Origin of the sequence: Leptospira chreensis (assembly GCF_016919165.1) — a bacterium.
Taxonomy (GTDB): domain Bacteria; phylum Spirochaetota; class Leptospiria; order Leptospirales; family Leptospiraceae; genus Leptospira_A; species Leptospira_A chreensis.
The window spans coordinates 288,140-313,040 of record NZ_JAFFPS010000071.1; the positions used below are offsets into that span (position 1 = coordinate 288,140).

Annotated in this window: 21 protein-coding genes; 8 read left to right on the plus strand and 13 right to left on the minus strand. The window is 41.2% G+C overall.

The annotated features are described in order from the left end of the window. The first annotated feature begins 11 nt into the window (after positions 1 to 11). Positions 12 to 1,976, plus strand: coding sequence for an acetoacetate--CoA ligase (locus JWG41_RS19600; protein WP_205271356.1), 1,965 nt, complete (start codon positions 12 to 14; stop codon positions 1,974 to 1,976). Continuing rightward, positions 1,973 to 2,728: a hypothetical protein gene (locus JWG41_RS19605; protein ID WP_205271355.1), complete on the plus strand. Its 756-nt coding sequence runs from the start codon at positions 1,973 to 1,975 to the stop codon at positions 2,726 to 2,728. The genes JWG41_RS19600 and JWG41_RS19605 overlap by 4 nt, the downstream gene beginning before the upstream one ends. An 8-nt stretch (positions 2,729 to 2,736) precedes the next feature. Here JWG41_RS19605 and JWG41_RS19610 read toward each other — a convergent pair whose 3' ends face one another. The 3 genes from JWG41_RS19610 to JWG41_RS19620 form a co-directional block, all read right to left on the minus strand. Next, positions 2,737 to 3,183, minus strand: a complete 447-nt coding sequence (locus tag JWG41_RS19610; protein ID WP_232374117.1) for a c-type cytochrome — start codon at positions 3,181 to 3,183, stop codon at positions 2,737 to 2,739. A gap of 4 nt (positions 3,184 to 3,187) precedes the next feature. Further along, positions 3,188 to 9,064 (minus strand): LamG-like jellyroll fold domain-containing protein, encoded by a 5,877-nt coding sequence (locus JWG41_RS19615; RefSeq protein WP_205271354.1) that lies wholly within the window; start codon positions 9,062 to 9,064, stop codon positions 3,188 to 3,190. Positions 9,065 to 9,272: 208 nt separating this feature from the next. Beyond that, on the minus strand, positions 9,273 to 10,247 hold the full coding sequence (locus JWG41_RS19620; protein WP_205271353.1) for a cysteine synthase A: 975 nt from the start codon (positions 10,245 to 10,247) through the stop codon (positions 9,273 to 9,275). Between the two features lie 46 nt (positions 10,248 to 10,293). Between JWG41_RS19620 and JWG41_RS19625 the strand changes: the two genes are divergently transcribed. From JWG41_RS19625 to JWG41_RS19640, 4 genes are read left to right on the plus strand one after another with little or no spacing between them, the layout of a single operon-like run. Beyond that, a complete protein-coding gene (locus JWG41_RS19625) occupies positions 10,294 to 11,613 on the plus strand; it encodes an MFS transporter (protein WP_205271352.1) in 1,320 nt (439 codons plus the stop codon). Between the two features lie 42 nt (positions 11,614 to 11,655). Beyond that, the gene (locus JWG41_RS19630; protein WP_205271351.1) at positions 11,656 to 12,198 is read left to right on the plus strand and encodes an SRPBCC family protein; all 543 of its coding nucleotides are present in this window, start codon (positions 11,656 to 11,658) and stop codon (positions 12,196 to 12,198) included. A 15-nt stretch (positions 12,199 to 12,213) separates the two neighbouring features. Continuing rightward, positions 12,214 to 13,278, plus strand: a complete 1,065-nt coding sequence (locus tag JWG41_RS19635; RefSeq protein WP_205271350.1) for a glycoside hydrolase family protein — start codon at positions 12,214 to 12,216, stop codon at positions 13,276 to 13,278. After that, a complete protein-coding gene (locus tag JWG41_RS19640) occupies positions 13,275 to 14,135 on the plus strand; it encodes a pirin family protein (protein ID WP_205271349.1) in 861 nt (286 codons plus the stop codon). Before JWG41_RS19635 ends, JWG41_RS19640 begins: the two co-directional genes overlap by 4 nt. 18 nt (positions 14,136 to 14,153) lie before the next feature. Here JWG41_RS19640 and JWG41_RS19645 read toward each other — a convergent pair whose 3' ends face one another. From JWG41_RS19645 to JWG41_RS19660, 4 genes are read right to left on the minus strand one after another with little or no spacing between them, the layout of a single operon-like run. Beyond that, complete coding sequence (locus tag JWG41_RS19645; protein WP_232374116.1) at positions 14,154 to 14,456, minus strand: hypothetical protein; 303 nt, start codon at positions 14,454 to 14,456, stop codon at positions 14,154 to 14,156. 55 nt (positions 14,457 to 14,511) lie between these two features. Beyond that, positions 14,512 to 15,528 (minus strand): type I phosphomannose isomerase catalytic subunit, encoded by a 1,017-nt coding sequence (locus JWG41_RS19650; RefSeq protein WP_205271348.1) that lies wholly within the window; start codon positions 15,526 to 15,528, stop codon positions 14,512 to 14,514. Between the two features lie 11 nt (positions 15,529 to 15,539). Beyond that, a complete protein-coding gene (locus JWG41_RS19655; RefSeq protein WP_205271347.1) occupies positions 15,540 to 16,250 on the minus strand; it encodes a J domain-containing protein in 711 nt (236 codons plus the stop codon). A 15-nt stretch (positions 16,251 to 16,265) separates the two neighbouring features. Then, on the minus strand, positions 16,266 to 16,985 hold the full coding sequence (locus tag JWG41_RS19660) for an LIC_12936 family protein (RefSeq protein ID WP_205271346.1): 720 nt from the start codon (positions 16,983 to 16,985) through the stop codon (positions 16,266 to 16,268). 118 nt (positions 16,986 to 17,103) lie between these two features. Here JWG41_RS19660 and JWG41_RS19665 point away from each other — a divergent pair, with 118 nt between their 5' ends. Beyond that, entirely contained in the window at positions 17,104 to 17,448 is a 345-nt protein-coding gene (locus JWG41_RS19665; protein WP_135601399.1) for an STAS domain-containing protein, read from the plus strand. Positions 17,449 to 17,458: 10 nt separating this feature from the next. Here JWG41_RS19665 and JWG41_RS19670 read toward each other — a convergent pair whose 3' ends face one another. Continuing rightward, entirely contained in the window at positions 17,459 to 18,028 is a 570-nt protein-coding gene (locus tag JWG41_RS19670) for an LIC10729 family protein (protein WP_332461315.1), read from the minus strand. A gap of 36 nt (positions 18,029 to 18,064) precedes the next feature. On the opposite strand from JWG41_RS19670, the gene JWG41_RS19675 reads away from it, so the two are divergent. Beyond that, a complete protein-coding gene (locus tag JWG41_RS19675) occupies positions 18,065 to 18,997 on the plus strand; it encodes a bifunctional riboflavin kinase/FAD synthetase (RefSeq protein ID WP_205271344.1) in 933 nt (310 codons plus the stop codon). On the opposite strand, the gene JWG41_RS19680 is transcribed toward JWG41_RS19675, so the two are convergent. Genes JWG41_RS19680 through mreC form a run of 5 tightly spaced genes read right to left on the minus strand, consistent with a single transcriptional unit; the run spans position 18,983 to position 24,897 of the window. Continuing rightward, entirely contained in the window at positions 18,983 to 19,747 is a 765-nt protein-coding gene (locus tag JWG41_RS19680) for a hypothetical protein (protein ID WP_205271343.1), read from the minus strand. The genes JWG41_RS19675 and JWG41_RS19680 overlap by 15 nt on opposite strands. An 8-nt stretch (positions 19,748 to 19,755) precedes the next feature. After that, positions 19,756 to 21,270, minus strand: a complete 1,515-nt coding sequence (rodA, locus tag JWG41_RS19685) for a rod shape-determining protein RodA (RefSeq protein ID WP_205271342.1) — start codon at positions 21,268 to 21,270, stop codon at positions 19,756 to 19,758. After that, a complete protein-coding gene (mrdA, locus tag JWG41_RS19690) occupies positions 21,270 to 23,207 on the minus strand; it encodes a penicillin-binding protein 2 (RefSeq protein ID WP_205271341.1) in 1,938 nt (645 codons plus the stop codon). The genes rodA and mrdA overlap by 1 nt, the downstream gene beginning before the upstream one ends. Further along, entirely contained in the window at positions 23,204 to 23,719 is a 516-nt protein-coding gene (gene mreD / locus JWG41_RS19695; RefSeq protein ID WP_205271340.1) for a rod shape-determining protein MreD, read from the minus strand. The genes mrdA and mreD overlap by 4 nt, the downstream gene beginning before the upstream one ends. Further along, on the minus strand, positions 23,716 to 24,897 hold the full coding sequence (gene mreC / locus JWG41_RS19700; protein ID WP_205271339.1) for a rod shape-determining protein MreC: 1,182 nt from the start codon (positions 24,895 to 24,897) through the stop codon (positions 23,716 to 23,718). The genes mreD and mreC overlap by 4 nt, the downstream gene beginning before the upstream one ends. Between the last annotated feature and the right edge of the window lie 4 nt (positions 24,898 to 24,901).

Consider the following 24,901-nt stretch of genomic DNA (forward strand, 5'->3'; position numbering starts at 1 on the left):
GATCAGTCTTCATGGCGACTCAAAATATACTTTGGACTCCTCATTCAAAAGATACGAACCTTTCCCGTTTCCAAGGTCATCTGGAATTACGGTTTGCAAAATCATTTTCTGATTATGTTTCTTTCCATAAGTTTTCGGTGGATGAGTCCGATTTATTTTGGAAGGAATGGTTGTCCTATTCCGGTTTTAAGTTACATAAAGAACCGGAACGAACCTTAGATCGCGGAACTCATTTTTCAAAGTCCCAGTGGTTTCCTGGTGCCTTGTATAATTTTGCTGAAAATTTATTGGAAGTGGGAAGTCCGAATGATTTGGCTTTGGTTTTTTATTCAGAAGATGGAAAGATTCAAAGGTTAAAATATTCGGAACTAAAAGATGAAGTTCTAAAATTACAAAAACATTTGATTTCTCTTGGTGTGAAACAGGGTGACCGAGTTGTTGGCCTTTTGCCAAATGCGCCGATTGCTACCATTGGGATGTTGGCAACTACTTCGTTAGGTGCTATTTGGTCTAGCGCCTCACCGGACTTTGGTGTTAGGGGAATCCTTGACCGGTTCGAACAAATCCAACCGAAAGTTTTTCTTTCCGTTGAAGCTTATCTGTTCAAAGGCAAAAAAATTTCGATTACAGATAAATTAGAAGAAGTTTCCCTCCAGTTAGCAAAAGCTGGTGGTTCCGAATTCAAACAAACCATCATCTATGATTTTGTAGAACCCTTAAAGGATTTTGGTAAAATCCATTCTCCATTTCGATACAGTGATATCAATCCGCCAAACTCGTCTGACAAAATCATTTATACTTCTATTAGTTTCTCCGATCCAGTTTATATTATGTTTTCTTCCGGAACAACGGGCCTTCCAAAATGTATTGTCCAGGGTGGGGGAGTTTTACTCAATCATACCAAAGAACTTTCGTTACATTGTAATTTATCCAAACAAGATCGATTTTTTTATTATACAACTTGCGGTTGGATGATGTGGAACTGGTCCCAGTCGGCTTTGGCTTTAGGGGCCACCTTATACCAATTTGATGGAAATCCATTCCATCCTTCCTGGGAAACTTTATGGTCGATGGCTGAAAAAGAATCCATCCAAGTTTTTGGTACCAGTGCCAAATATCTTTCTGTATTGGAAGAAGAAAAGGTTCAGGTCAAATCTAAGTATCCGTTACCAGCATTAAAGGTAATCCTTTCTACAGGTTCTCCTCTTCCTAATTCTGGGTTTCGTTATGTTTATGAAAATATAAAAAAAGATGTGCAACTCTCGTCTATTTCTGGAGGAACCGACTTAAACGGATGTTTTGCTTTAGGAAATCCCACCTTACCCGTGTTCGAAGGCCAAATCCAATGTAAGGGACTAGGAATGGATGTACAAGTTTTTGATGATATGGGTAAGTCTGTCGAAAACGAAAAAGGGGAACTCGTTTGTCCTACACCATTCCCTTCGATGCCTCTTTCTTTTTGGAACGATGAGTCGGGAGCTAAATACAAATCGGCCTATTTTGAAACCTATGATAATATTTGGTGTCATGGTGATTTTGCTTCCATCACAAAGGAGTTGGGTTTGGTGATTTATGGACGCTCTGATGCCACACTAAATCCCGGCGGTGTGCGGATTGGAACTGCTGACATCTATTCTGTAGTTTCTACCATTTCCGAAGTGAAGGACAGTGTGATCATTGGCCAAGAGTATAAGGATGATGTTCGTGTGGTTTTGTTTGTGGTCACTGCTCCGGGAATTTCTCTGGATGAAACTCTAATCAAAAAAATTAAAGAAAAAATCAAATTGGAAACTTCTCCAAGGCATGTCCCTGCCCTTGTCCTTTCCGTTCCCGAGATTCCTTATACAGTCAATGGCAAAAAAGTCGAAATTGCCGTGAAACAAACAGTAGCTGGTTTGGAAGTAAAAAATAAAAATGCATTAGCAAACCCAAATTCACTCGAACATTTTAAAAATCGAAAGGAACTCAGTGTATGAATTTAATTCGGATTCTTTTGGGATATCTAACAATTTCTTTGTTAGTTTCTATGAATCTAAGTGCAAATTCTGTTCCTTGGAGATCCTGTTTTCGTACAAACTGTATCTTGTTTGATTTACCTTCCGAGTGGTATCTTACCGAACGTAGATCCAATGGGTTCACCACCAAGTTCGATCATTTTAAAACACAAGCACTCAAAGAGGAATCGGGAAGAGAAATCATCCCCGCCCTCGTGATTCTTTTTAAAGAATCGGAAAACAAACTTCCCTTGCATCCTATTCTTTTCCATGCAGAATCTAGAAGATTTAGTTTGATCACTAGTATCCGTAAATCTTTTTCCATAAAAAAAATTCCGAATACCGAAAACGGTTATAAGTTTTTAGGAATGTTGGGAAGTTTTAAAGATAAAGAAGATACAATCGTACAACACTATATCACTGCCACTGAGGAAGAGTTCGGGTTCACAATTTTAATCACTTGTTACGAATCTGTTTATCCTCAAATAGAAAAAGATATTCAGGTATTTTTAGATAGTTTGTCTTTTGAAAAAAGACCTAACCCTTGGAAGATTCAAAATCCAGAGAACCAAATTTCCAAAGCTAAGGAATTGGAATCCAGTGCTCTTAGTCGGTTAAAAACAAAAAAATCAGAAGAGATCACGATTGCTTTGGAAGAACTGAGCGACTCATGTGAGTTAGGTTCTGTGACTGCTTGTGAAATGTTTACTACGTTAATGAATTTAGGAAGATAAAAACAAAATTATTTTTGCATCTTTTGGATGTATTCTGCTACGGAATCAATTTCCGTTTTTCGCATATGAGAATAAGCTTTCATATACGTTCCTGGAATTCCATTTTTAATGGTTTTGGCTATGGCTTCTTTGGTAGATCCATAAATATAAGTCGACTTATCTTGGAAGTTAGGAATTCGTGAATTGGATAATAAACTAGATCTGGTTCCTCGCCCATTGCCGGTCATTCCATGACAAGAAGCACATCCATTTTGTACATACATGGCTTCTGGAAAAGGGACGGTCACTGCTGGTGGGGGAGGTGGTTCTTTTATGGGAGATTCATTGTCTGGGGAACAATCAATCAAGAGGGGAAATAGAATCAGCAAAAGAAACCAATAGAATATTCGAGAAGAATTTTTATGGGATGATGGAACCAAAATCATAGTTTGATTTCCAAAAGAAGGATCATCCATTGGATCAGTCGCAAAGGATTCCTGATCCAGTTAAACTTATATTATACTTTTGGGACAAATAACAATATACGATGGTTCTCCCTGAACTTGTCAGACTCGTTTTGTAATAGAGTATTTCACTGATATGTCCTGAGAAGAAACTAGAAGTGCTTTCATTGGTTCCTAAATAGATATTGTTCTGTGTAAATGTTTGCGCTGTATTCATTGTGATCCCAACGGGAGCACCGTTGGAAAACATTCCAAATAAAGAACCTGAGACATGTTCTGCGGCGAATAAATAAGGAACAAGTGTCCCTGCAAACACTGGATTGCTATAGCCAATGTCAGTTCCCGTAAGTTTAGTCATATGCACTCGGTTACTTTGGATATTGTAAGAAACCCCACCTGCTGCTGATTCCAATAATGGAGCATCGGCAGTGTTTGTCCGACTAAAGGCTAAAAAGAAAGTGGAGTTTGCGAAAGGGATGTCTAGGACGGAACCTCGAAATAGATATTCCGAATTAGATGAGTTGAAGGAAACCGATGGTTTGCCATTAAATCCTGTACTACTATAAGTTGGAGCAGCGCTTCCATTAAAAAAGGAAGCGGCATTACCACTGCGGTCATGCCAAGTTGTTACCGCTGCTCCATTGCTTTGGTTTGATAAACTATCGGCACTTAGATGGAGTCGAAAACTGCTAAGACCTAAAGTCGGAGACCAGGAAGCCACTTGTCTTGGATCATAACCAGAAAGGGATTGGATTTCATCCGTACTCAAAGCTCGGTTGTAAATTAATACATCATCCAAAAACCCAGAAAAACTAGTGGTTAGGTCAGTTCTTGTTCCAATGGTAAAGGCAGTCGGATTGGTATTCCAAGTATTTTTGACTTCTGTGTGCAACAGGACCCCATTATGGTATAACATAGCCAAATCACCATTAGCTGGTCCATGGAAAACTCCACAAAGTTGGTGCCATACATTTTGGTGGTTGTAGTAGAGTCCTTCGACATCATTTCCAAATCCTGAAAATAAATATCTGCTACCAGTGTTTGCGGTTCCGAGAGAAATCAAACTGTCTGTACTCGCCTGCCCATAACTCACCATAGTCCCAGGATCAGTGAGACTGGATTTATAATGTACACAAACGGTTCGTGGTTTGTTTGTTTTTGGTAATTGGGTATTGGTAGTATAAACAGAAAGGTAATTCGTTCCATTTGTACTAATTGCGGATGAGGTATTCCCAAATCGATCAAAGGAAAGGCCAACACCCATATTCAGCAATTGGTTCCCCATTCCACTCACATCTTCTATGCTTTTATTAAAGTCAAAACGAGCCACAAGACCCACTGGAATTTGAGCAGACATTAGCCTTACTTCTTTCCCGGTCAACGCTTTGGAATAAACACGAAGGTCAGTCATTTTACCAGCAAAGGTTTGCGTGGGGAAGGTCATCATTCTTCCTACATAAATTCCTGTGCTTGGAGTTGTATTCACTGCGGAACCAATACCAAATGAGGTTGCAATATCAACACCATTCAAGTAGATATAGCCGTCGTTTCCATCAAAAATTCCACAAAGATGTGACCATCGGTTGAGAGGAACCGTGTGAGTCGTATAGACTTCACCACCGCCGAGTCCACCATATCGAAGTAAGTTGTTTCCGCCGGCATCCGTATACATGGAGAGAATGAATTCCGTTCCCCCTCCTGCAGTTCCGTAAGAAAAGATGGCTGAGTTCTGGCCATTCACTGGATATCTTTCTGGATGAACCCAAACGCAAACACTACGCGGGTGTTGGCCTAATGGTAATCCGAGTTCTGGACCATTCGCATAACCATTGTCACTGGCAAGTAGTCGCACACTGGAGCCTGGACTTCGGTCTCGACCAGGTGCGAATCCAGAAAACATTCCATATAAGCCAAGGGTTCCTCCGACCGATCCCGTAGGATCTAAATTGCCGTTCATTTCGTACTGCATGAGAAGTTCGATTGGACGAGAAGAATAAGAATTTCCGACAAGGCTGGAATCGGCATTACGAGCTAGGTCATTGACCTCTGCTTCATTGAGAACGCGCGAATAATACCGAACATCCGCAATCCTTCCTGGAAAGAAAAAGGAAGCACCAGAACCCACGCCAATCGTAAAATCTCCACTGATTGCATTGGTTATACGTTGTTTTTCAAAAACTAAGTTACCATTTACATAAACTCGATAAACATTACTTCCACTCACCGTCATGGAAACATGGGTCCATAAATTCGGAACAATGGTTATGTTAGTGGAGTCATTTGGATAACCACCTCTGGAGACAACCAAATGGTTATCAGAATCGATGAAAAGTCCATGGCCCGTAGAACCAAGGACTCCATTGTAAATGATCACCTTGCCAATGCCAGCGTTTGTTCCGTCCCAGCGGAACCAAGCAGACATTGTGATCGTATTTGTAGAGGTAGTAGGGGAAGGTGCTGTCCCTGCATTTCCGATGGAAGTACTGGCGGCACCGGAGGTTTCTCCAAATCGACCCAATCCAAAACCTGGACTTCCTATTGCTGTGATGGTTTGGGTATTCACGAGATTGGCGACCGAGCCATTGAGTGGGTAGTATGCTAATAGTCCTGAGGAGTTGACGGTTCGTAGTGTATGGTTGGTACCGAATACAAGTATATTTCCAAGGTTAGCAATGTACATAGGCGAATCGGTAGATGCATTCACACCTTCTCCATCTACAAGTCCCGTTCCACCAGAACCGGCGATGGTGAGGACTTCACCCGTTATCATATGAACTCGTCTGATCCGATGATTTCCATAATCAGCTACGTATAAAAAAATTCCATCATGAGTGAGTCCGTGTGGCATCACAAAACTGGCATTAGTTCCTGTTCCTTCAACAAATCCAATACTGGTACTCCCAGCAAGGATAGTGGTGGCCCCAGTCACTTTATGAGTTTTTGTAATGTTATGAGTTCCTAAATTGGTAGTATAAATATAATCACCAGAAACCGTGATCCCCTCTGGTTGGTTGATATCACCACCGCTTGTGAGTGTTGATACTTCTCTTGTTCGAAGTTTTATGATTCGGATGGCTGAATTATTTCTGTCTGCAACGTATAGTTTGTCATCATCGAAAACAATTCCTGTCGGAGAGGCAAACCTTGCTTGCGTAGGATCGACAGAATCTACATTGGCATTGGTCGGGGAAATTGTAGAATCGTCTCCTGCCAGTGTTTCCGCGAAACCGGAACTAATCAGAACTCTTTTGATTCTATTTCCCGTATATTCTGTAACATAGAGATAGGTTCCGTCGGTAGTGATTGCTCTTGGAAAATTAAAGGCACTGACGGCACCTGATCCTGCTGTGTTCCCAATGATTCCATTGCCTACAAGGGATGTAACGGCATTACTTCCTGGATTAAAAACTCTGATTTTATGATTACCGGAATCGACGATAAACCCTTTGGTTCCGTCAAAGGTGATCCCACCAATATTTGTGAAGGTGGCCGCAGCTCCAATCCCATCACTGCCACCACTTGTGGCTTGCCCGGCCGTTGTACTCACGAGGCCACGATAGTAATGCATTTGGATGGGAGCTGGTTTTTTACTAGAGATGGCATTTCCATACCGGTATCCTTGGATACAATTCACTGTCACATTGGTAATGTTAGCTCCGAGTACGATTCCCGAATAATTGGATTGGATGGCACAGACATAACCTGGTGGTTCCGCAGTAATGCTGATATCATAATTGGTTCCACTGGAAATCGGTGTGACAAAGGAGATGGGTGTGGAAGTCGACCCACCAGGAAGATTGACGGTATCGACTCCATTGGTGACAGTGAGTCCTAAAGGTAAGGGCACAGTACTTGTAATGTTTCCACTCATGGCATACTGATTGACCGTACATGCTATGGTTATACTTGTAATGGCCGCAGAACCCACAGTACCTGATCCATTGGTAACATTACAAGTTTGCCAAGGGTTTTGCGGTGAAGAAAGAACCGTCACTGAATAATTGGAACCTGTGGGAATGGCTGTGTTGAAGGTGAAGGTTCCATTTCCTGCAATGGTCAAATCATCTCCTAAATTATTTTGTAAAACAAAAGTGTTGAGTCCGAAAGGTATTGTGAGCGTGCTGATCGTTCCGCCGACAGTGTACACATTGGGTTGGTAGTTCAAACTTAAGATGTCGCTACCCACATAGTTGGATTTACACATACGAACTTTTACATTTTGAGAAGAACCAGGTGTGGGGAATACATAATTGCCTAATGTCCCCGTAGAACATGTATTTGTTGTTCCGCCGCAAACAGGATCTGTGGGAGTTCCGGCAGCACCTTCCGAACAAACCCAAGTGGTTCCCGTGGTTGTGGTTGAAAAACTAACGGACTGGCCTGAGTTGAGTAAGGACCCGGTCGCCAAACTAGGAGTTGGCGTAGCCACTTTGAGAGTATAAATGGAGTTTGCAACTGCCGATTCCACCCAACCGGTTTTACAATGAATGGCTTTGATGACGGCTTGGTTTGTATCGGTGATGGAAACTGTGGTTGTTGTCGCAGTTCCTGTGGAACAAGTCGGATCTGCTTGTCCTCCGTTTCCTAATGTATAACGATACTCTGATCCCGGAATGAGGGTGGATAGGGTGACTGTTCCATCATCATTAAAAATAGATCCAGTTACAGGGGAAAAGGTTGGTGTTGGCAAACTACAATTTACCACCGCAGTTCCGACATCAGAATTGGTTCCCGAATGGGTTCCTCCCGCTGTCATCGTACAGACTTGATTAGGTGCTTGTGCAGATACTACAATTTGATAATCCGAACCGCCAGGGATTGTAGAAGGAAAAGAAAAGTTCGTCACACCGGCATTGACTGTGACCGATTGGGTAGTAAATGCTGTCCCTCCCGTATTCACTAAATCTAATGTCACAGAACCGCTGAGGATACTGGTTGTGGTTCCGCCGGGACTGGAGACTGTGCCACTGATTAAAAATGCATTGCTACAATTGACGGGAATGTTATAGACCCCGTTCGCAACAGTGATTGTAGCAGAAGCCAAAGAACAAACCCCTGTCGTAATGATGCCACCTGGGTTGTCAATGGCGATAGAAAATGTCCCACCACTCAAATAGGTTCCCGGAAAGGCAAAAGTTCCAGCTGTGGTAACATTGATCGTATTTGAACCATCTAACGTAAGTTTGAGTTCATTGCCAGTAGTGAGTGTTCCTAAAATCCCAGTCACTTGTGCATTTACTACATAAGAGTTGGTTGTACAATTAATGGCGGCAGGTAAATGCGCTGCTGCCATGGTTCCTGCTGTCACTCCAGGAGATGTGATGGAACAAGTTTGGCTTGGACTTGTGGGTTGGCTTATGATGTTAAAATTATAAGTCTCTCCTGCCGGAATGGGGGGAAGGGAAAAATTTGTGGAATTGACATTGATCACATCGGTGCCGGCACCAGTTACATTTTGTACTTGGAGGCCATTTCCAAGAAGTCCCGTTACTGTTCCATAAATGAGATAAAGGGCATCCCCACAAACAATTTGAATCCCTTCGATATTGCCGTTAAGCACTGTTCCTGACCCAGACGAAACAATACATTTTTGGATGGGGGATGCGGGTTGTGTTTTGACTGTTACATTGTAAGGAGAACCGGATTGGATTTTTTTAGAAAAAGTATAAGTTTGGTTTGTCGATACATCCACAACATCCCCATCGTTTTCGATTTGGAGACCGGATCCCATAAGTCCCGAAACACGAAAGGAAATAGAATACGTAAGAGTGTTGGATTGTAAAAAACGAAAGGTGGAATAGGTTTCCAAAAAAGACCGATTGATGCTTGGAAATTGACAAGCAAAGAGCGGCAGTAGAACAAAATAGATACAGATTCTTTGGAGATAACTCATATTTTTCGATGAATAGACAGAGCAGGGAACCTTTATCTGGCGACTGTTTCTATTATCGAAAAGTAAAATACACTAATCTACAAAGTCGAGAAAATTTCTTTCCTAAGGCAAGGGAATGTACCTTTAGAGTTAGGGGAATCAATGACAACTGCCTCTCATTTGAGAAACAGTTGCAAAAATGGACTTCAAAAAACGAACTCTTGTTTGGTTAAATAAGTCCTTTGGATGCCAAAAATTCAGGATTAAAAATCTTAGATTGGTATTTTGCCCCATTATCACATAACACAGTGACTATGGTATGTCCCGGACCTAAATCTTTGGCAATTTGGTAAGCGGCAGCCAAGTTGATCCCCACACTCCCTCCCATAAACAATCCATCTTGTTTTAAAACCAAATTCAGTATGCGAAGTGCTTCTTTGTCATGAATACGAATGGCGTCATCTGCCGGCATTCCTTCCATGTTTTTTGTGATTCGACCTTGCCCAATCCCTTCCGTAATGGAAGAACCTTCGATCGTGATATTTCCTGTTTTGACAAAGGAATAAATTCCCGATCCATAAGGATCGGCTACAATACATTTGATCTTTGGGTTTTTCGATTTGAAGTAAAGGCCTGTTCCCGCATAGGTTCCGCCCGTTCCGAGAGATGCCGTCCAAACATCGATTTTGCCTTGGGTTTGTTCCCAAATCTCCGGCCCTGTGGTTTCAAAATGAGCATTTCTGTTGGCTAAGTTATCAAACTGGTTGGCCCAAACCGAGTTTGGTGTTTCTAATGCAATTCGTTCTGAAACTCGTACATAATTTCCTGGATCCGCATAAGGAACTGCAGGGACCAGTGTTACATCGGCACCTAACGTGCGTAGCATTTCAATTTTTTCTTTAGATTGCGTCTCTGGAATGACGATGACGGACTTATAACCTTTGGCATTACAAATATGGGTGAGACCAATGCCCGTGTTTCCTGCTGTTCCTTCCACAACAGTTCCTCCTTTTTTTAGGAGGCCTTTTTTTTCTGCGTCTTCGATGATGTATAAGGCAGCTCTGTCTTTTACCGATCCACCAGGATTTAAAAACTCCGCTTTGCCTAAAATTTCACATCCTGTTTCATCACTTAAGGAATTGATGCGTATGAGAGGGGTATTTCCTACAGTATCAATAAATCCGTTTCGTATATCTGTTTTCATGAGAATCGACTTGACTCCTTTTGTTTAGACTATCATATCCAAGTCTATGTTACAAACCATTCGCCTATGGTTCGCTCCTGCTCCATCCATACCGCAAAAATCGGAATCAGAAATTCAATCTCTGTATCCGAAATTTCGTTTCCGAGTATTAGAATCAACTTTCCTCGGTTATACGACCTACTATTTAACACGAAACAACTTCTCTCCCGTTTCCAAAGAAATTGGAGAAGCGTTGTCCTATTCAAAAGCAGATATAGGCGACATCCTTGCCGTCACAGCTATCACTTATGGAATTGGAAAATTTCTGATGGGAGCACTTTCCGATCGTTCCAATCCCCGAAAGTTTATGGCAGTGGGTTTGTTTCTTACCGCCATTTTGAATTTTTCTTTTGGATTTGCGAATCATTATTGGATTCATCTATTTTTATGGGGAGCCAATGGTCTTGTGCAAGGAATGGGTTGGCCACCATGCGGACGCTCTCTTGGACATTGGTATTCCGTACGAGAACGGGGTACTACGTTTGCATTTTGGAATATTGCACATAATATTGGAGGCGGACTTGTGGGAGTGGTCGCTTCTCATTCCGCATCGCAGTTGGGATGGCAGTATGCTTTTTTTGTACCGGGAGTCATTGCTCTTTTAGGTAGCGCGTATTTGTACATTCGACTTGTGGACACACCTCAATCAGAAGGACTACCTCCTGTTGAAGTTTATAGAAAAGATTATCCCCCAGAAGAAAAAGAAGACCACGAAGCTGAACTTACCACCAAACAATTGATTGTTGAACAAGTGCTGCGAAACAAATACATTTGGCTCTTTGCCATTATCAACTTTTTTGTTTATATCATACGTTATAGTTTGATTGATTGGGGCCCCACATATTTAAAAGAAACCAAAGGAGCCGATCTTGTGGGTGGTGGATACTCTACTTTGATTTTGGAATTTGGAGGGATTGGTTCCACAATTCTTATGGGATGGGTTTCTGACAAATTTGATGGGCGACGAGGAATGGTGAGTTTACTTTGTATCATTCCCATTTTCTTTGCTTTTTTAGGAATTTTGCTGAACCCTCCTGGATCTTTATGGATTGATTATCTTTTGTTTGGACTCATTGGACTTTTTATCTATCCACCTGTTATGTTGTTAGGTGTTGCGGGTATGGATTTCACATCCAAAAAAGCAGTGGGAACGGCCGCCGGTTTTATTGGACTTTTTGGATCTTTGGGAAGGACTGTTCAAGGCAAAGGTCTTGCCGTACTTGCCACAGAATACTCTTGGGACGTGGCTTTGTCCGCCATTCTCGTATCGACTTTGATTGCTATAGTTCTTCTTATTTTCAGTTGGAATTTGAAACCGCGTGGGTAAATAAATTGACTAAATTAAAAATTTAGATCACATTCTTTACTTATGACACTCGGCAAAAAAATTTCCATAGGAATTATAGGCATCATCGCCGTCCCACTCATCGTGGCCCTCTTTCTACCTACCCATTATCAGGTAGAACGTTCCATCGATATTGCCAAACCAGCTTCGGATGTATTTGCGTACATTCGAATGTTGAAGAACCAAGACCAGTATAGCGTCTGGGCAAAAAAAGATACCAACATGAAAAGAATATTCACAGGCCAAGACGGGTCTGTTGGTTTCATTTCTCGCTGGGAAAGTTTGGACAGTGAAGTGGGAACTGGCGAACAAGAAATCAAAATGGTGAATGCGGATACTTTGGAGATGGAAACCGAACTTCGTTTCTTGGAACCCATGGAGGCCACCGAACGTAGTTATATGAAGGTTTCTTCTTTGGACCAAAAAAAATCCAAAGTCATCTGGGGATTTGATGGTTCTGTACCTTACCCCTCCAATTTAATTTGCCTTTTTATGGATTTTCAAGAATTGATAGGAAAAGACTTTGAAGAGGGACTATCCAACCTCAAAGTTGTCTTAGAAAAATAAGGAAATTCATTTCGATTGAACAAACAAAATATCTATTGGCAACTCTACCAAGACGATCCCATTCTAAAACCCGGATTCCCGTCGCCCGTTTTGGCGGATCCGAGTTTTTTATTTCCTGAAAACGCTCCCGACGGTCTTTGGCATCTCTTTGCACACAATGTGTTTGGTGTAAAAGAATTTCTTTCTGAAGACGGAATCCATTGGAAAAAAAGAAAAACTGTCATTTGGAATGCCATGCGCCCCTTTATCTTTCAAGAAGAGGGAACGTATTATCTCTATTACGAAAAGTATCAATTTTTACAGATCCTAATGCCTTGGTTTCCTTACAGAAAATGGAAATCACGAATTGAAGTGCGAACCAGTAAAGACTTGAAATCTTGGTCGACTCCAAAAACCGTCATTGAACCCAAATTCCCTTTTCATAAAGATCCAAAGTATGGTGATTCTGTCAGTAATCCCTGTTTGGTGAGGTTTGGAAAAAAGTACAGAATGTACTTTTCTTCTTCCCTTGTTTATATTCCCGATTGTGGATTTTGTGAACCTAAACATATCACTGTTGCAGAATCAACTTCTCCGCTCGGACCTTTCTCTTATTTTTCTGATCCGATTCTTTCACCGAGTGAGATGGATCCTTTTTGTAACTTGGGTGCCGGTTCTTTAAAAGTGATTGAATGGAACGGACGTTATCTGGGATTTCAAAACGGTATTTTTTGGAATCCGGTAAGAAAGGAATCCTGTTCTGCTATTTTGTTTTTACAAAGTGAAGATGGACTTCATTTTGAACGGATCAACCAAACACCCATTCTTGGCCCCACAGGAAAAGGATGGAAGGCAAGCCATGTTTATGCTTGTGATGTAAAGTATTCGGAAGCAGAAAAAATCTTCATCCTTTACTTCAATGCTCGTGACAAAGCCCATTGGTCGCGAGGAAAAGAAGCCATCGGACTTTTTGTAGGGAAGGTAGAAGAATCAACTGGTCCTGTACGAAAAATAAACAAACCGGCAAAGAAACAAAAGCCTAGTCCGAAAAAGAAAATATCCAAACCAAATCCAAAAAAAAGTAAGTCTAAACGGAAATGACAAGTTCTCTCAAAGGCCATTCCAAAGATTTAGGAGACAATTTTATCATCCGCCGCGTTCTTCCTGCTATGGAAAAACGTTCGGTGGGTCCCTTTGTTTTTTTTGACCATTTTGGTCCAGTCCCCGTGGTCACGGGACAAGAACTTGTGGTTCGAGCCCATCCGCACATTGGCCTTGCTACCATCACTTTTTTGTATGATGGTGTGATTACTCACCGTGATAGTTTGAAAGTAGAAATGGACATCAGGCCACACGAAACCAATTGGATGGTTGCCGGTTCTGGAATCGTACACAGTGAACGATCTAAATTTGATCCCAAATACGAAGTTTTAGAAGGCATTCAAACCTGGATTGCTCTACCAAAAGAAAAAGAAGAAATAGATCCTAGTTTTGAACATTTTTCTGAATTGGAGATCCCAGTTCTTAAAAAAGATGGATTGGTCTTTCGGTTGTTAGGTGGTAGTTTCTTGGGATTACAATCACCGGCGACTGTACATTCTCCCTTGTTTTATGCAGACATTGAAGTGAGTCCCTCGGTTGAAACCGTGGATTGGATTCTTTCTGACAAGGAAGAGGCTGGGCTTTATGTATCTCGTGGTTCTATCGAAGCCAATGGCGAATCCTATGCGATTGGGTCCATGGTTCTTTTTGAAAAAGGAAGTTCTGTAAAATTTAAAGCCAAACAAAACAGTCGTTTGATGTTACTTGGTGGAGAACCACTTACGGAAAAAAGACATATCTTTTGGAATTTTGTTTCTACAAGTCAGGATGCGATTGAGAGAGCAAAAGAAAGATGGGTAAAAGATGAATTTCCAAAAGTTCCCGGGGAAACAGACAGAATTCCTTTACCCAATTAAAAGTTAAGATTTAGAAATTTATTTCAACTCATCCGCAGCTTTTTTGTATTCTTCTGCTTCTGATCGAAATTCTTTTGCTAGGTTTAAACAATGTTCTTTAAACTTCGCTTCGGTGATTGCCTTTCCACCTTTGTTTCCCGCCATTTTTTCGTGTCGTACAGCATTTGCTTCTTTCTCTTTTGCCATGGAGTTTAAGTAGGAGCGTGCTGCTTGTTTACTTTCTGGAGAATTTGCCTCTTTAATCATCAAGTTCTCTAAGTCAGACAAAGCAAATACTGAAGTAGATGCTAACACGAGTAATAGGGTAAATATTTTTTTCATAGAATCCTCTCTGGTAACTATTATACCCAATCTATACGATTGTCAATAGGGGAGGTTATTGATATTTTACAGTATCGGAGCCAGCAGACATAAAAGCGAGTTTGGTTCCCGTTTCCGCAAAGGCAGAAATGGTTTCTGAAAAGCCAGTAGCCGTGACCATAAAGGTTTCATTCGGTCCTACTAGTTTCTGAAATTCAGGAAAATAAACCGATCCAGAGATTGTATAAAAAATTCCGAACGCGGCCGGATCACATAACGTAGAAAAGGTGAAGTTCTGTGCTTGGTGAAACTCCCAGGATTCCAATCGGAATTTATCGTTAGAAGTGAACAGGTAACGAGGGAATGGATGGTAGGTGATTAGTTGTTTTGATTTTTTTTCCGAACCATCTGATTTTTGGAAATTGAGAACAGCCAATGCTTTTTCTAAATGGAGTTCTCTTGGATTTCCATCATCACCCAAACGACCATAATCGTACACTCTGTAGGTGGAATCGGAAGACTGTTGTACTTCTAAAAGTAAAACTCCTCCTCCAATGGCGTGGATGGTTCCGGGGTTTAATAAAAATACATCCCCGGATTGCACTTTCGACTTTTTAAGAACCGTCTCTCCCAGGTTTTGTTTTACAAGAGCTGAATATTCTTCGCGATTTGTATTAGTATCAAATCCAACTACCAGCTCGGCTCCGGGGTCAGCGTACAAAACATACCAACATTCTTTTTTGCCGTTGGATTTTGGATCGTATTTGAGTGCGTATGCATCATCCGGATGGACTTGGACAGAAAGTTTTTCTTTGGCATCGATTACCTTTACGAGTAAGGGTAATCCTGAATTTGTAAATGGTTTGCCTAGAACTTCATTGGGAGCTTTTCGTATAAGGTCTGTTAAGGGAAGATTTTGAAATTCGGGGTTTTGAATGGGAGAAACATCGGTTCCATAAACCGAGACTTCCCAAGATTCACCGATGGCCCCTTCTGGAATTTTTCGACCCAGTGTAGTCTCGAGTTTCCGACCTCCCCAGATTTTTTCCTTATAAAGGGGGGTCAAAAACAGAACTTTGGGAATCTTTTCCATCGATTTCCTTTTTAGACAGTACTCTTAACCCGTAAAGGGATATTTTTATGAACCAAGAGTTTCACCCTTAGGTATTTTTTCTTAAAATGGGTGAAGGAATCGGGTCGGAATTTGGAGAGATCAAATTCAAAAACCTTTCCATGCAAAAGAGCCGATTTGGGAAATTCCACTTTGAGATTTTTGTAACCTTTGTAACTACCTCGTCCACTGCAGGCGGGACAATGGGGATCTCCACCCATACAATCTCGGCAAACAATTCTTACCGTGAGAGGGATGACGGCAATCACAGGGCGTATAATTTCAGATTCTTTTAAATCAATGATCAAATCATAATCGATCCCTGTGACTTTTCGCCTGTCTTTGTTTCGAAATCCTTTTCTCATTAACCCGCGTTTGGCGAGTTCTAAAATACCGGTTGTGAATCGAACCCGAGAAACTGGCAGGACTACCGGATGTTCTTCTAGTTTGCGTTTTACAAATTCGCGAGCGTAGTTTTTTTTGAATTCCTCATCATATGATTTTCGTCCCTCTCCGGTTAGGGTTTGGTAGGCGAGATAGAGGATTTGGAATTTGGAATAGGAACCAGTGAGAGGATTGTCTGGGTGGAATTGTTTCACCAGATGACGGAAAGAGGTTTTAATCTCTTCCGTCGTGGCTCCAAAAGGAATCTCTAGGACTTCGTAAAGGTTGGTAGGTTGTTGTGGTGGTATGGTGTGACTCATTCCACCCTCACAGTATTATGGTTCTTGAAAGTCCCCGCTGACAGAAACTTCCAATACGGATTCAGAAACCACTCGAGTTTCTAAACTACCTTTTGCTTGAATGTATCGGTCAATGGTTCTTGCCACTTCACGGAGTCTATCTCGGTATGCAGCTGCTAAACGGAGTCTTTCCCATGGGCTTTGGATTTTTTCCAACTCTAAGTTCAGTGTATTGTCATCTGCATTAGTTACAGTGCGAACAGAAAGTGTTAGTCCTTTCACTCCACCAGCTGTATTGTTTTTTAATTCACGGTAAGTGGTGACTGGGTCTTTGCCTCTTTCCGTGAGTGATTTTCTGGACCAAAAAGCAATTTCATCTAATGAAAATCCGCCACCTTCCGCTCCGCCACCACCTTTCAATTTCATAACGAAACGACTGTGTAGGACATAACGTGGTTCAAAGGGTAGGTGGATTTCCCTTGCATTGGTCACTTGACCATAACGGCTATCTTTGATTTTCTTTTCGAAACTTAGGAATTTCACCTTATCGTTGATCACTGCGTGGTAATCATCGATTTCTTTGCCGATTCTTTCGATCTTCTGTTGTTGTTTTGCGTTATAAGGAATGAGAGCAATGCTTCCATCCGGATTTAACTTTTTAGAATCTGATTGGCTAACAGGTTCATTTTTTTCGTCGGCAGCAAAAAGGCCAACGGTGAGTAGAAAGGATAGAATTAGGACAAACGAGATGCGCATACGAACTCCCAGATAGTAGACTCTATATATATTTTCGACTTTTGAAATGAAATCATTAATTTGTTAAAAATAAGGTTGATAAAAAACGCAAAAACCCGATCCTTGCGGAAGGTCTCCCATGGAAATAAATCTAAAAAAAAATGCAGACGCCTATGTGATCAGCATTTCTGGAAGTTTGGACATTTACACTTCCCTGGATTTTAAAAACTTCCTGGAAACCAATGTTCCCACTCAACCCACTGAAAATCTACATGTCATCATCAATTTAGAGAAACTCAATTATATTGATTCCTCTGGAATTGGAATGCTCATCAAACAGCTGAATTATGTCCAGGAACTGAAGGGAAAGTTCTCCATTGCCAATATGAAACCGGCGATCGAGAAGGTTTTCAAAGTGGCAGGCCTTACTAGTTACTTCCAAACCATTGGCGAAGACGAATACCGCGAAAAATACGCAGTTTAGTCGTTTCTTTTTACTCTCTCGCTCCTAGTCGATTTTCCAATACAAACGCATCCCAAACCCCCCAAAAACGCCCAAGTGAGTTATTGCTTGGGACGAGATCGACATAAATCTTTCCATCAGGATACTCAGAAGGTTCCAAAGGAATTTCAATGGGATTGGGAAAACTTTGGTTTCTGTCAGCATAAACAGAAAGTTTGGGCCTTCCATTCACAAGGAGGTTCAATTTTCTCGGTTTGAATTTAGATCCTTTTAAAGGTCTGTACCGAGTTATGTCCAAATAGAGATACACTGTGGATTTGGAAACGATGGGTTTTTCCAAAAGGAAACGAAGTCCTGTTTCTGGTACCATCCTACAAATGTAGTCTTGCAACCCGAGGTGGGCGCCGTCCGGTTCCAATTCATAAGACTGGTAGATGGCCCAAGTTTTCAGTTCGGGGAAGGTGGCAATGTCTTCTGGGAGGAGGCCTTCTTCCAATCCAAATTCCTGTTTGGGAATGATAGAGTCTGATGCGAACACAGAAACCAAGTTTGATAAAAAGATTGCCGTAAGGAGAAGGATTCGTAGTTTCAATGGAAGCACCTAGTACAAGTATCGGATTACGAGACAAGTCCCCCTTTGAAAATTATTCGCTCTTTAGAACTGATCCAAAACGAGTTTCAAAATGGCTCCTCCTTGACTCTCGGCAACTTCGATGGGATCCATGTAGGCCACCAGACCTTACTCCTTCGAACTGTGGAAAAAGCAAAGGAACTAGGGATCCCTTCTGTGGTTGTTACCTACTATCCAAACCCTTCTGTGGTTCTTGGCAAAAAACCAAATTTTAAATACCTCTCTTCCGAAAAGGAAAAAGAAGAACTCATCAGTGGGTTCGGCATCGACTACTTACTTGTTTTGGATTTTACTTTGGAACTTTCTAAAATGTCTGCAGAAGACTTTTTAGAAAAAATTATGATCCAAATTTTGAACGCCAAACATATAGTCATTGGTTATAATCATTTTTTTGGAGCAGAGCGCCGCGGTGATTTCACACTTTTAGATTCAAATAAAACTAAATATGGTTATGCGGTGGAATTAAAAGAAGCCGTCTTAAAAAAAGAAAGCAAAATCTCTTCTTCTCTCATCCGTGGGTTTTTGGAAAAAGGAGAAATGGAAGAGGCTAAAGTTCTTTTAGGAAGGAACTATCATATTTCTGGAATTGTTTTTGAAGGTGCCAAACGAGGAAGAACGATCGGATTTCCTACGGCAAATATCAAAGTGCCGGATGATAAACTTCTTCCCACCATTGGCGTTTACGCTTGTTTTGCGAAGTTTGATGGAAAAGACCATAAGGGAATGGTCAACATTGGACACAACCCCACCTTTGATGGATTGGGTCTTCATGTCGAAGTGAATATTTTTGATTTTGATGGCGATTTGTATGGCAAAGAACTAGAATTAGAAATTGTTCAAAAGATCCGAGATGAAAAAAAGTTTGGGGGATTGGAAGAATTAAAAGGCCAACTCGCAAAAGACAAAAATACCTGTGTCCAAGTTTTAAATTTTAACTAAGTGGTATAACTTTCCTTTTCGTTTGATTTTTCCTAAAACCTGTCCGTTCGTAGAATCTTTTTCGAGTAATCCTTCTAGAGATGTTTTGGATACGGCCCAATCTTCTTTCAGTTCATCAAAATAAAATCCAAGTTCTTCCTTTGATGAATCTTTCATCAGAATCACATTCTTTTGTTTTTTCTCACCTTCTTCCATGAGTACAAATCCAGGGCCTGGAAATAAAGGAATGGACTTATCTCCTATCTTTAATTGTTTTTTGAAGGCAGGGATATTTCTAAGAATGCGGTAACTCTTTTTAGGAATTAGAAAATGGACACCTTCTAACACATAACAAATAAAAATCAACTTTCCATTAAGCCTTTGTGATGGAACTTGTGGTTGTTTTTTTTCTGTGAGACGAGTGGCAATCCGAGTGATTCGGTTTTTTAAAGCAGAATCTAAAAACTCAATTTTATCTTCTGATTTGATTTTGTCTAAGATATGAAATAAAGAATCGAACTCTTTCTGTTTGTATTCATTTTTGATTTGGAACTTATGGACTTCTGTATTTAGGCGTTTGCTTCTTTGTAAAAAGTATGGGGATTCGTTTGTTTGTGAAATTTGAATCAGTTTTTCAGAAAGTTGGATCATGTTTGTGATACAATTTTTCGAATCTCTTTCCAGTTCTTCCAGACGAATCAATTCATTTTCTAATTTGATTTTGGTCTGAAAGAACTCTTCTGCCCCCAATACTTTTTTGGTCGGTTTCATGGCGGTTCTTAGTTTGCAAACTTACGTTTTTTGATCGAAAGAATAATTCCCACAGCAGTCATCGCCATCACCAAATGCGATCCTCCGTAACTCATAAATGTGAGTGGAACGCCCGTTACAGGGAGAAGTCCAATCACAATCCCCACATTGATGGCGATATGGAAAAATATCATGGCAACAATTCCGGCAGCAAGTAGGGAACCAAACCTGTCTTTACTTTCAAAACTAATTTGGAGTCCTCGCAGTGGGATCGACATTAGAAAGAATAGAAGTAATACACTTCCAAAAAATCCAGTTTGTTCTGCCCAAGATGCAAAGATAAAGTCTGTTCCCGATTCGGGAACATGAGGGATTCTTCCTTCTGTCATCTCCCCGTGAAAGAGTCCTTTCCCAAAAACCTTTCCAGAACCTACGGCTGGTTTGGAGGCTCGGAGTTGGTAACCCGCACCTTGTTTGAATTGGTCAGGGTTTAGAAAGGCAGTGAGTCGAATGACTTGGTTTTCTCGGAAAGGAATGGATTTGTGGACGGCAATGGCTGAGAGGATGGAAAGTCCTAAAATCCCAATCGTGATATAATAGTTTCTCAGATTTTTGGATCCGCGTGCGATACGAATAAAAATCATCACCAAACTAATAAGAGCGAGAGTTCCACCCAGGCCAAACATAAAGGCTTCGTTCGATAGGATTTTATAACCGACACTCGCATATTCATCTTTTACGATTTCTGCGGCTTCCCGAATCATTTGTAGATTTTTAGGATTTTCGATACCAGGTAAGGTAAGGCCTGATACTTTTTTTCCATCCAAGATGAGCCAAATTTTTCCTTGGAGTTGGTTTACGATCGATACCAGTTCTACCTTGTTATCTTTGCGAAGTAAATCCACCAAAGGTTGAATGAGTGTTAGTTGGGAGTAAGCAAGATACATGGGAACCATCAGTGAAATCCCACCAAAGGTGAGCAGGGATCCAACGTGCAAAATATCGGCTCCACCTAAATACAACATGGTGAATAACATGGGTAAAAAAGACACTGCCGTTCCAAAGTCTGGTTGCAAAATAATAAAAAGCATCGGCACCAAACAGATGATAAATGGCACAATGAGTACTGTGATTTTGTGCATTTCTTTTTCTTTTAAAACCAAATACTGTCCAAGTAAAATCACTGTTGCGAGTTTCGAAAACTCAGAGGCTTGGAGAGTGATGGGTCCTAGTTTTAACCAAGAACGAGCCCCCCGACCGGAAGGAAGGTATCCAATTCCAGGAATCAGTGTGAGTACAAGTAGTACAATGGAAAAGATATAAATGAAAAGAGCATAGGAACCAATCAACTGGTAGTTGATCCTAGACATAAACCACATGGCAGCAAGTCCAACAAATACAAAGGTAAATTGTTTGTACCAACGACCCAGTCCATCAGCGGTGTTGGCTTCTTGTGTGTACAATGTGAGAACTCCCGCCATTGCCACGAGGACTACGGAGAAGATGAGAAAAAAATCGAGTTTTTCGGTATTGCGATCAGCCATTAAAATGCCTCTTGTTCTACTGGTGCTTCTTCTAGCATGGTTTTGGCCCGTGACCTGTCCGTTCTTGGGAAAGATCCTGGTGGAAAGGCAGCTTTAAATACTTCTCTTGCGGCAGGAGCAGCGGAAGCTGCGCCACCTACACCATATTCTACGAAGGCTGCAACTAATATCTGTTTTTCGGGAGGTGCATTGACTGGCGCATATCCAATAAACCAAGCGTGGTTTGAGGAAGAAGCTCCTCTTCGTCTGGTTTGTGCCGTTCCCGTTTTACCGGCAATTTCAGGAAGGGTTGGTGAGTTGAGAACACCAGATGCCGTTCCCGAATACCCAACCAAATACAATCCTTCTTTCAATGCTTCAACCGTTGAACGTTTGAGGGGGATATCTCTCAAAATTGTTGGTTCTGTTTTTTGGATGAGGGAGTTATCAAGAGGGCTTCTGATTTCTGAAACCACATAGGGTTTATAAATTTTTCCATTATTCACGACAGCCATATAAAACAGAGCCATCTCAATCGGAGTGGTTGAAATAAAACCTTGGCCGATGGAAAGGTTGACTGTGTCCCCATCAAACCACTTGTTTCCATAAGTTCTTTTTTTCCAATCAGAACTGGGAATGAAACCTGTTGCTTCCCCAGGAAGGTCGATTCCCGATTTTTTATCTAAACCGAATAACCTACAGTAGGCGAGGATTGGTTCGGCGCCTAATTTATATCCTAATTGGTAAAAATATACGGAATTGGATTTTTCCAAGGCTTGGGCCAAGTTGAGATCCCCGTGATTTTTTTTGTCCCAGTTATAAAATACTTGGTCCGGTACCCCTTTGAATGTTGACTTCAATGTAAAATTTGCCGGACAAGAAAATGTTTGTTTGGGATCAAAATTGATTTTGTGTTCACTTTCCATAGCAGCAAGGCCCACAAGGGTTTTGAAAGTGGATGCGGGTGGAAACCTAGATTGGATTGCTAAATTTAAAAAACCACCGTTGTTTGTAACACGTGTAAAGTGGTTGGAACGATCCAGTTTGTTTTTTCCAGAAAGGATATTGGGATCGTAAGATGGATTGGATGCCATGGCTAAAACTTCACCAGTGGTTGCTTTGATAGCTAGAACCGTTCCCCTAACACCCTTTAGGGCACGATAAGCGGCAATCTGCATATCTCGATCAATGGTGAGAACCAAATTGTTTCCAGGAACCGAATGTTCGATGACTCGTTCTTCTTCGATATTTCCTTCGGTGTTTCTTTTTTGGATGCGGAACCCGTCTTGGCCACGAAGAGTCGTGTCATAAAGAGATTCAATCCCACCTTTACCAATGAGTTGGTAGGTTTTGATTTCTTTTTCTTGAAGATCGCTCGTTGTTGGTTTTCCCACATAACCAGTTACATGCGAGAGAGCAGGCCCCATATGATACACACGTGCTGGCGAAGAAACTAAATAAACATATTTATTGATATTATCTAAAACAAGGATTCGTTCTTGTTGTTCGCGTGAGATCCCTTCTAAAAGCACAAAAGGTTCTCTCGAACGAATTTTTTTAATCATTCGCGAGTCTTGGAGTTCTTTTTCGTAATAAACGATGGGGATGGAAAGGGCTTCGCAGAATTTATAAATAAAATCTTTTACCTTTCTTGGATCGTTTTTCAGTAAACTTGTATTGAGAATGACGTCGAGAGATGCGGAGTTGGAAACCAGAGGTTGGCTAGTTTCCGGAGTGAGAAAATTACGATCAAAAATATTCCCACGATCAGCAGGGATAGACTCACTTCTGCGGACAAAACGTTCGGCTTTTAGGGAGTTCTCACTTCCTTGTACAATCTGTAGATTGAATAACTGAAGGATATAGGCTGTTAATGTGAAAACAACCATACCTGTAAAAAAGTACAGTCGTTTTCGAAAACTAGTTTCTAAGCGAAACTCAGATGCCGACTGGCTCATTGCCTCACCTCATCTGCATCTAATCGGAAGGCCCAGGAGAATAAAAAGAACAAGGCCGGACCGATGAATGCGTTGTACAAAGAAACATACAAAAAGGAATAACTTTGATTGGAATGAAAGAACATCAAAAACAATAGATAAGTAATGATTCTTGAAACCAATGTAAATCCAAGGATATAGATGGTAATGGAAATATAATTTTCCGTATAGGAAGTTCGCATCACCTTACCAACGATGTATCCGATGATGGCATAAGAAAAGGAATGGAGTCCAATTTTGTAATAAACAATATTGTCTCCACCGATTTCACCACCGAGTGCGGTGTCGGTGAGTAGGCCGCCAAAAAATCCAAGCCATAGTCCATAGAGTGGGCCTTTTCTTAGTGCAAAAAAGACAACAAAGATCACCATAAAGTCTGGTCGAACGGCATTTCCTAGTTCAAACAAATTCGATCCATTTAAGAAATGGGAGAGTAACAATCCAATGATGATAAAAAGTTTATCTAAAATCATGGTGATGTCTCCTTAGGTCCTTCTTGGGTAGAAGGAGTGGATGGGGCAGTTGGTGTAGAATCAGGTGTATTTGTATTCACAGATGGTTTTGTGTATTGAGGAGTTCCGAAAGTAGAAGGGAAGTTACCTTGCCTCTTTTCCTGTTCTTTTCCTTTTTTATTATAATCTTTTTCTTTTGGAAAATCGATTTCTCCAAAGTAAGGACCATCAATTTGAATTGTTTTTTCTGCCGGCCATTCTTCACGCCATTTCTCTGGTTGTTTCTTTAGAACAATTACATGTAGAAGTTTGTCAAATTCAACAAACGGGCGTAAGATGGCAGTTTTGAAAGATCCATTTCTTGGGCCTTCTTCGATAATGGTTCCCACAGGGATTCCGGAAGGGAAAACTCCCGATCCACCAGAACTAAATACAGCTTTTCCAATTTTACTAAATCCTTCTGTAAACATTGTGTTTGCTGAAGTTGGTGGTGGGTTTGGACCCATGGGAAAATTACCAATGGCTTTGGGATCAATCACAATCCCTGCATCAATGTAATCTAACAAAACATCTGTTCCGCGACCACTGTTCCCATTGAGAGAGGCCCAAAGGTTAGTTCCTGGAATGGCAACACCCATAGAAAAGTTGGAATTGATGATGGGTTGGATGACGGCCGATCCTTTGGAAACAGCAATGATCTTACCTACAAGTGCTTCTGTAAATTTACCCTTTTCATCCAAGGCCCGAGCGACCACTGGCATATAAGGTTTGATTCCGACTTCGGAACCTTTGTTGATGATGATGGTGCGGTAGATGGCATTCAAACGAACACTCAAAACTTCGGCACGAACGGAAGGGTAATCCGTATGGAGTGGGAAGTTCAACTCTTGTCTGAGAATGTCATTCTCGGATTTGAGTCTTTCCACATCTTTGGAAAGTTGGCGGTATTCTTCCATCACGTTCAAACAAGAGTCGCGCTCTTCTCGGACACGTTCGAAAGACTCCAGTTTGTTATAGCTACTTTTGATTAAGGATCCGAAGGAATCAAAGGACCCAGAAAAAAAGTCGCCTACACCCTGAAAGCTGGCAATCCCTCTCACCATGAAGTTGCCGTTCCAAATTAGGGAAGTAAAGGAAAACAGGAATACGAAGAGTAGGGAAAACAATTCGTCATTTTGATTGATGCGATTCCACTTCATGGAC